The sequence below is a fragment of the Streptococcus sp. DD11 genome (genome assembly GCF_001578865.1).
Lineage (GTDB): Bacteria > Bacillota > Bacilli > Lactobacillales > Streptococcaceae > Streptococcus > Streptococcus panodentis.
The window spans coordinates 464,871-471,988 of record NZ_KQ969393.1 but is presented as its reverse complement, the minus strand read 5'-3'; the positions used below and the strand labels follow the sequence as shown (position 1 = coordinate 471,988).

The window sequence follows — 7,118 nt, the reverse complement described above, 5'->3', positions numbered from 1 at the left end:
TACATCCCGGACCAAATCCTGCTGAAAGAGCTTTTCTACCACTGCCGGACCAAGCCCTGTGATATTCATGGCGTCACGGCTGGCAAAGTGGATGAGTCCTTCCTTGATCTGGGCCGGACAGAGCGGGTTGATGCAGCGCAGGGCTACTTCGTCCTCAAAGTGCAGCAGCGGACTGTCACAGCTAGGACAGTGACTTGGTATTTCCAGTGGCTCCTCTGAGGCACGCTTGGACTCAACCACTCGCAAGACAGCAGGAATAATATCTCCCGCCTTATAGACGATAACTGTGTCTTTCTGACGAATATCCTTCTCCGCAATATAGTCCACATTGTGCAGCGTCGCCCGGCTGACAGTGGTGCCGGCCAGCTGGACCGGTGTCAGATTAGCGGTCGGCGTCACGACCCCGGTCCGCCCCACAGTCCAGTCAACTGACAGCAGCTGGGCCTCCTTTTCCTCGGCCGGAAATTTATAGGCAATCGCCCATTTAGGCGCCTTGACCGTGAAGCCCAGCTCTTCTTGGACGGCCAGATCATTGACCTTGATGACAATGCCGTCAATCTCATAAGGCAGGCTGTTTCGCTCCTGAGCAATCCGCTCAATAAAGTCCCAGACCTCATCGATAGAAGCCGCCAGAACATAACTGTCATTGACTGAAAAGCCATAGGAAGAGAGCTTTTGCAGGACAGCTTCCTGACTGCTCTCCTGAGTCGGACTGGCTTCTTGATAAAGGAAGGTGGCCAGATTGCGCTTGGCTACAACCGCCGTATCCAGCTGGCGCAGTGTCCCGGCTGCCGCATTGCGGGGGTTGGCAAACTCAGGCTCGCCCTTCTCCTGCCGCAGCTGATTGACCGCATCAAAGGAAGCCTTGGGCATGTAGCACTCCCCGCGCACTGTCAGATTGAGCGGCTCTTTCAGAGTCAGGGGAATATCCTTGACCCGCTTGAGGTTTTCGGTAATGTTTTCCCCGACCGAACCATCGCCCCGGGTCGCCCCGGCTGTCAGCACGCCATTTTCATACACCAGAGAAATAGACAGTCCGTCTATTTTTAGCTCACAGAGATAGGAAATCTGAGGAAATTCCTTTCTCACCCGCTGGTCAAAAGCCACTAATTCTTCACGTGAAAAAGCATCCTGCAAACTAAAGAGAGGATACTGGTGTTGATATTTCTCAAATCCTTCTAGAATCTTTCCACCCACCCGGTGTGTCGGACTGTCGGGCAGGATATCAGTTGGGTACTTTTTCTCTAACTCCGCCAGCTCACGATAGAGCTGATCATATTCGCTGTCTGATACGCTGGGATTATCCGCTGTATAGTATTCATGGGCGTAACGGTTCAGCAACTCTACTAATTCTGACATTCTCTTTTTCATACTTCTATTTTATCACAAGTAGGCAAAATCTTCCCGTTTTTATGCCCAAAAATGAAGAAACAACCATGACAGCGCACAGTTGTTGAAAGAGATTATTGTGTCAAATCAATATAAGCAGCCAGTCTGTTTATCAGCAGAGCTCCGATCAAGAGGGAAGCCAGCTCTCCCGCTGCTGTTGTCAGCCAAGTAAAGAAAAAGGGCGCACCCATCAGGAAATGCAGTTCCGCTGCAATGGTCACCATACTGAGGGAAAAGAAAAGGGAAAAGTAAAAATGATCCAGACGCATCAGGCCGCCTAAGATAAAGCGGTCCTTGAATTTGCCAAAAAGAACGACTCCCAGAGTCAGAAATACCAGGGTAGAGCCGCCGCCGACCAGCACATCAATCAGCATGGGACTGAAGAAATTGGCAATCACACAGCCCAGCGTTACGCCGATGATATATTTCTTATTGTAAAAAGCAGTGAAGTTCAGCATTTCAGCAATGCGAAACTGAACAGCTCCAAAACTAATCACATTGAAAGGCGGTGTGACCGTTAAGACAACATAGACAGCCGCGACAACAGCAATCTGAGCCATATCACGTGCAGTTAATTTTTGCATAAGAGATTCTCCTTTAGCGGCCAAACCGCTTCTACTATGCTTGACGAAAGAAGCTAAGCGTCAAGGGCTGCATGGATTCAAATTACACAGCATTTCAAGTATAGCATAAAACTGTAAAATATGATAGACTAATCTTATGAAAAAATTAATCAAACGCTTCTTTGACAACGAGGTCCTGTCTTATCTCTTTTTCGGTGCAGCAGCGACCCTCGTTTACATGTCCACACGTCTGGCCATCTTCGCCCTCAGCGGCCATACGACATTCTCTACGATTACGGCCAATGTCACAGCCGTTCTCTTTGCCTTTGTCACCAATGACACCGTTGTATTTAAGCAGGAACGCAAGGGCTGGCAAAAGCGTCTGATTAAATTTGCCTTGGCTCGCTCGGGTACACTTTTACTGGACATTGTCCTTGCACAAGTGCTGGTGGACATCTATCCAAATATCATTGGACAGTTTGTCGGCAACAACCGCAGCCTGATCAATTCAATCGAATCCCTCTTCTCCCAAGTGCTGATTATCGTCCTCAACTATATCTTCAGCAAACTCTTTATCTTTGAAAATAAAAAATAAGAAACTGGCGGTGGGACAGACTCCCATGATGTCTGTGTCCTCACCCACAGAGGGATGGATCTTTTGGAAGATACCGTATAAGAGGCTGAGACAGACTCCTTCACTCTTTTGTTTCTAAGCTCAAAAAGAGAGCCCTCAGAAAGTCAGGCCCTGGACATCTATTTAGAAGATGAGGAAGGAAATCTCATTACCGGTATGGCAGCCGAAACTTTCGGAAATTGGCCGGAAATAGAATATTTATATATACAAGAAGGGTTGCGAGAGTAAGGCATCGGCTCAAAAATTTTAAATTTGGCAGAAAAGGAAGCCAGATTAAGAAAGTGTAAATATTCATTTGTGGACACTTATCAGTTTCAAGCTCCGTCTTTTTATAAAAAGAATGGCTATAATGATTCACATTCAATGCATGAGCTGCAGTTTCTTACCAAGCAGAGAAATATAGTGAGGTATAGATTGAAGCTGCTTTGCCCTAATAAATAAAACTGGACCAGATAATTCTGATCCAGTTTTTTGATCCTTAAATGTCTGCACTTGGACTTTCCGCCGTCAGATGGGTAATCTCCCCCTTGATAGCAAAGTATTCCTGCACCAGACTTTGCAGTTCCTTCATGGCTGCCTGGGCACGCGCTGCCTGCTCACCATTAATGGCCTCAATGACCAAAACAGCATCTTGGGTCTCTTCCGTCAGCATGGTCCGCTGGGCTTCCCGCCAGTTGAGACAGCGGCAGACCGCTCCCTCATCATCATAGTAAATGATTTCCTCTGGCAGAGCCGGCGCGTCGCTCTCAGCTCCCAGCGGAAAGAATGGCTCTCCTCCTTTTGCCTTTCCCAGATGAAGACCGCCCTCAATCTTGTCCAGATCTTCGCCGCCGCAGGGTAGCGCATAGGAAAGAGAAACGCTGTTGTAAATATCGACCAGCGGATTGATGGGGTTAAATTCCCGTCCCTGACTGACCCGTTTGAGCAGGGCTTCGATAGAAGAACGGGCTCCTTTCTTGGTCTTGAATTGGCTGAAGGCCTGCCGCCAGTCCTGAATAACCTCATTCTGGGTGAAGTTCTCATCGGGAATAAAGTCTTCCGCCCGCTTTGCTCCCTTATCCAAAAGCGACTTGAAATAAGGATCCTTGCTCTCATCTACACGATTGTCCAATCCCTTGACAGCCATGATGCTAATCTGTGCCTGCGGGAAAAGCTCCCAAAATTCATTTTCAACTGTAATTTTCATGGTGTAACCTCAATACTTTCTTTTCTGTCCTTTTTTGACCCAATCCCAGTCGCCCGTGATATTCTCGCGGATCCGAACCAGCATCTCTTCCAGCTGCTCAGCCTCACTGCCCGAAAATCCCTGCAGAGCTGTCTGCTCAGAATAGTTATTTTCTGCCAGAATGAGGGGATACAGCGCTGCTCCTTTACCTGTCACAAACCACTCCTTGTTTTTGCGGCTGTGGGCAGCCGGCCGCTGCTCCAGCAGGCCCTTGGCCTCCAGCTTCCTGACTGAGCGGGCCACCGTCGAGCGATCCACCTTGAGCAGCTCGGACAGCTCTTCCTGGATAATGCCCGGATGCTCCGCAATGCGCACCAGATACAGATACTGGCCCCGCGCCAAATCTATGTCGCGAAATTCAATATTGGCAATCGAATCCAAGGCCCGGGCGATGATTCCAATCTCACGCAATACTGACATAAACCCTCCTTTGGTTTTTATTTGAAACGAGTATAGCATATCTTTATTGAAAATGCAATAAAATAACCCAAAAAAGAAAAAGAGGAGAAGCCTCTTTCCAGTTGGTGACTGTCTTAATCTAACAAAAATATATTTGGCTAGCTTTCCCTTTCCCTATAGTATCGCTGCAGCTCTTCTGCGGAATTAACGACATGTTCTTGACCGTCTACCGAGTATTTGGCAGGAATGGTCACATTTTCAAAGACATTGGTGCCGGGAGGGAAGAAGAGTTCGGCAAGCTTCTGAACCAACTCAATATCGACATCTTCCTTTAAGAAAGCTACATGAGAATCAGACTTTTGCATAATCTTATACAATTCTGGATAGTCTTGGGCAAGAACGGCCTTCTTAAGATTCTTTCGAGGGTAAGTATCATATAGGTCGACACCTGTCATAGACACACCTACGTCTTGTTTCTCAAGATTATCGTGAAAGCTCGTATCAGAAACAAAATTACTTTGAAGATACGACTTATCCAACTTCACCTCATTGGGTGTCAGAATCTTCCCCTCATCCAAATCGATGAAATAGACCTTATAGTCCTCATCTTTTTCAGCATGTTTGGGATGGAGGAGAACTCGAACATATTTCTTTTGGTGAGAAATATCTATCCAAATTCCAGTTGATTCTATTTCAGATGGGACAAGATTATCATCAAAAGAGCGTACCATCTTAAAGATATCAAATTCTTTTCTTTCTAATCTTTCTCCCTCTGGCTTATAAACAGCTAACTTCCAATATTCCCCCTTTTCCGGTACATTCCGGTTAAATCCATCTAAGCTGTATTGCTTTGGACTGTTTTTCAATTTCATGTATGTGTTTATAAAATAGCCATACTCAAAAGTTCTTATATTATCAAATTTCCCAACTTCCGACTCAACTTTGGCCATTTGTTGCTCTTCTTCCAACTCTACAATCTCCCAATTATAAAACAAGGCTTTCTTTCCTTCAAAAAAGGCATAATTCGGACGATACTCAGGCGCATAGTAAGTATATTGGCCGTAGTTTTCCTGAAACTGAGCCTTTTGCCATCGGTCCCAGATCTGATAGCCTATAAATCCCAGAAGCAGGATAGCCGCAAGTGCTATGATTTTTCCTTTGGTAAGTTTTTCCCTTTCCTATTCAGCTTTCCTTTCAAAATAATGCTTTTGGGCTTGAACACAGCATCATTTTCTTTCTCTAGCCTTGCCTTTCTCTCCAAAAGAAAAGCGCTCTGTGCTTCCGGCTTGAACCCCTGCTTCACAGCAGCTCTGAACACTGGCATTAAGGACAGCCCCGACAATCAGAATTTTGGCAATGAGGATAAACCAAAACATAATAATAATCAGCACGACCGATCCGACAAAGCGGGCATCCAAAAAGCGATTCAGATAGGCTTCTATATAAGCGCTGAAAAGATTCATCAGACTGTAAATGACAATAAGGACAAAGGCTGCGCCCGGCAGGACATAGCGAATCTTGGGAATTTTGACATTGGGCAGGGAATAATAGAGCAGCACCAAAGACAGGAAGAGCATGAGGTAAACCGTCGGCTCCGTCATGGTCAGCAGTTGCTGATAAAGCCCCTGATCAAAGCGCCACATGCTGTAGAGAAAGCCCACCAGCATGCGGCCAAACATGGTCAGAGCCAGCGACAGCCCCAGCAGGAGCTGCAGTCCCAGACTCATGATAAAGCCAAATATCCGGCTCCAAATCATCCCCCTCCCCTGACGGACTCCATAGCATTTATTAAAAGCCTTTTGCAGAAAGGCGATGCTCTGGGAAAAGGTCCAAAGAGCAGACAGGATTGAAATGCTCAGCAGACCGGTGGAAGGCTTGGTGAGCACATCTTGGACAATCTTAGCAACTGTGCTGTAGAGCGAATCCGGCAGCAGGTCCTTGAGGACAGCCAGCAGCTCATCCGGCTGAATCTGGAAATAAGGCAGGATGTTGGCCACAATCAGTAAGAGCGGAAAAGCCGATATCAGGAAATAATAGGCCACCGCAATGCTGGTCATATCCGTCTCAGCCGACTTGTAAAAACGGAAAAAGGTCCTTAAAAATGGATGTTCCCTTATGGTCTTGAAAAAGCTTTTCATATCAGCCTCCTATAAAAAAGCTGGAGTCAGTCCAGCCTTTGTCTTTCTAATAAGTCCCTTCTTCTCCCTGACTGGTCAAAATCACAGGGCCGTCTTTGCTAATGACAAACTGGTGCTCATACTGGCAGGAAAGTCCGCCGTCAAGAGTCTTATGGGCCCAGCCAGTCTCAAAATCGGTATCGATTTCCCAGGTTCCGGTCGAAATCATAGGCTCAATGGTCAAGACCATGCCTTCACGCAGACGCAGACCGCGGCCGGCCCGGCCGTAGTGGGGCACCATGGGCTCCTCGTGCATGGTCGGACCGACTCCATGGCCGACCAAATCGCGCACAACGCCGTAGCCATGGCTTTCAGCGTATTCCTGAATAGCTGCGCCGATGTCACCGATGCGATTGCCGACCTTGGCTGCTTCAATCCCGCGGTAGAGGCATTCCTTGGTCACATCCATCAGCTGCTGAGCTTGAGGGCTGACCTGCCCCACTGCATAGGCCCAGCAAGAGTCCGCCACCCCGCCGCGGAAATTCTCAGTATACTGCTTCATGAGCTTCACATTATCAAAATCCAGCTTGGAGACATCCAGCTCGGCCTTGTCCACCAGACCGACTACCATATCTACCTTGATCAGATCGCCTTCCTCCAGCTTTTGGTGGCGGGGAAAAGCATGAGCGACTTCGTCATTGAGCGAGCAGCAAGTCGCATAGGGATAGTCCATGACAGAGCCTTCTACTCCGATCTGCAGGGGCAGAGCATTGTCTTCCCTGCAGCGTCTG

At 47.6% G+C, this 7,118-nt stretch carries 8 protein-coding genes, 1 pseudogene and 1 riboswitch; of the genes and pseudogenes, 2 read left to right on the top strand and 7 right to left on the bottom strand.

Annotated features, from left to right (window positions below; translation table 11 throughout):
- The coding region (gene ligA / locus STRDD11_RS05550; RefSeq protein WP_128836333.1) for an NAD-dependent DNA ligase LigA at window positions 1–1,371 on the bottom strand (1,371 nt) is incomplete at its 3' end.
- Between the two features lie 92 nt (window positions 1,372–1,463).
- Entirely contained in the window at window positions 1,464–1,973 is a 510-nt protein-coding gene (locus STRDD11_RS05545; protein WP_128836139.1) for a QueT transporter family protein, read from the bottom strand.
- Window positions 1,971–2,081, bottom strand: a riboswitch (PreQ1 riboswitch). (Overlaps the previous gene by 3 nt.)
- Window positions 2,082–2,109: 28 nt before the next feature.
- Between STRDD11_RS05545 and STRDD11_RS05540 the strand changes: the two genes are divergently transcribed.
- Both STRDD11_RS05540 and STRDD11_RS14225 read left to right on the top strand, forming a co-directional pair.
- The gene (locus STRDD11_RS05540) at window positions 2,110–2,547 is read left to right on the top strand and encodes a GtrA family protein (protein ID WP_128836137.1); all 438 of its coding nucleotides are present in this window, start codon (window positions 2,110–2,112) and stop codon (window positions 2,545–2,547) included.
- Between the two features lie 108 nt (window positions 2,548–2,655).
- Window positions 2,656–3,027, top strand: a pseudogene (locus tag STRDD11_RS14225) (GNAT family N-acetyltransferase).
- A 37-nt stretch (window positions 3,028–3,064) separates the two neighbouring features.
- Here STRDD11_RS14225 and STRDD11_RS05530 read toward each other — a convergent pair.
- The 5 genes from STRDD11_RS05530 to STRDD11_RS05510 form a co-directional block, all read right to left on the bottom strand.
- Window positions 3,065–3,772, bottom strand: coding sequence for a B3/B4 domain-containing protein (locus STRDD11_RS05530; RefSeq protein WP_128836135.1), 708 nt, complete (start codon window positions 3,770–3,772; stop codon window positions 3,065–3,067).
- A gap of 9 nt (window positions 3,773–3,781) precedes the next feature.
- A complete protein-coding gene (locus tag STRDD11_RS05525) occupies window positions 3,782–4,231 on the bottom strand; it encodes a MarR family winged helix-turn-helix transcriptional regulator (RefSeq protein WP_128836133.1) in 450 nt (149 codons plus the stop codon).
- A 137-nt stretch (window positions 4,232–4,368) separates the two neighbouring features.
- On the bottom strand, window positions 4,369–5,205 hold the full coding sequence (locus tag STRDD11_RS05520; RefSeq protein ID WP_241209326.1) for a hypothetical protein: 837 nt from the start codon (window positions 5,203–5,205) through the stop codon (window positions 4,369–4,371).
- A 231-nt stretch (window positions 5,206–5,436) separates the two neighbouring features.
- Entirely contained in the window at window positions 5,437–6,348 is a 912-nt protein-coding gene (locus STRDD11_RS05515) for a YihY/virulence factor BrkB family protein (RefSeq protein ID WP_128836129.1), read from the bottom strand.
- Window positions 6,349–6,394: 46 nt separating this feature from the next.
- Window positions 6,395–7,118 (bottom strand): methionyl aminopeptidase (locus tag STRDD11_RS05510; RefSeq protein WP_241209325.1); only part of this gene is annotated, 724 nt, incomplete at its 5' end.

Excerpts from the sequence above, each read along its gene's own strand:
- STRDD11_RS05515 (WP_128836129.1), bottom strand. The coding sequence starts at position 6,348 with ATGAAAAGCTTTTTCAAGACCATAAGGGAACATCCATTTTTAAGGACC.
- STRDD11_RS05540 (WP_128836137.1), top strand. The coding sequence starts at position 2,110 with ATGAAAAAATTAATCAAACGCTTCTTTGACAACGAGGTCCTGTCTTAT.
- STRDD11_RS05525 (WP_128836133.1), bottom strand. The coding sequence starts at position 4,231 with ATGTCAGTATTGCGTGAGATTGGAATCATCGCCCGGGCCTTGGATTCG.
- STRDD11_RS05545 (WP_128836139.1), bottom strand. The coding sequence starts at position 1,973 with ATGCAAAAATTAACTGCACGTGATATGGCTCAGATTGCTGTTGTCGCG.
- STRDD11_RS05530 (WP_128836135.1), bottom strand. The coding sequence starts at position 3,772 with ATGAAAATTACAGTTGAAAATGAATTTTGGGAGCTTTTCCCGCAGGCA.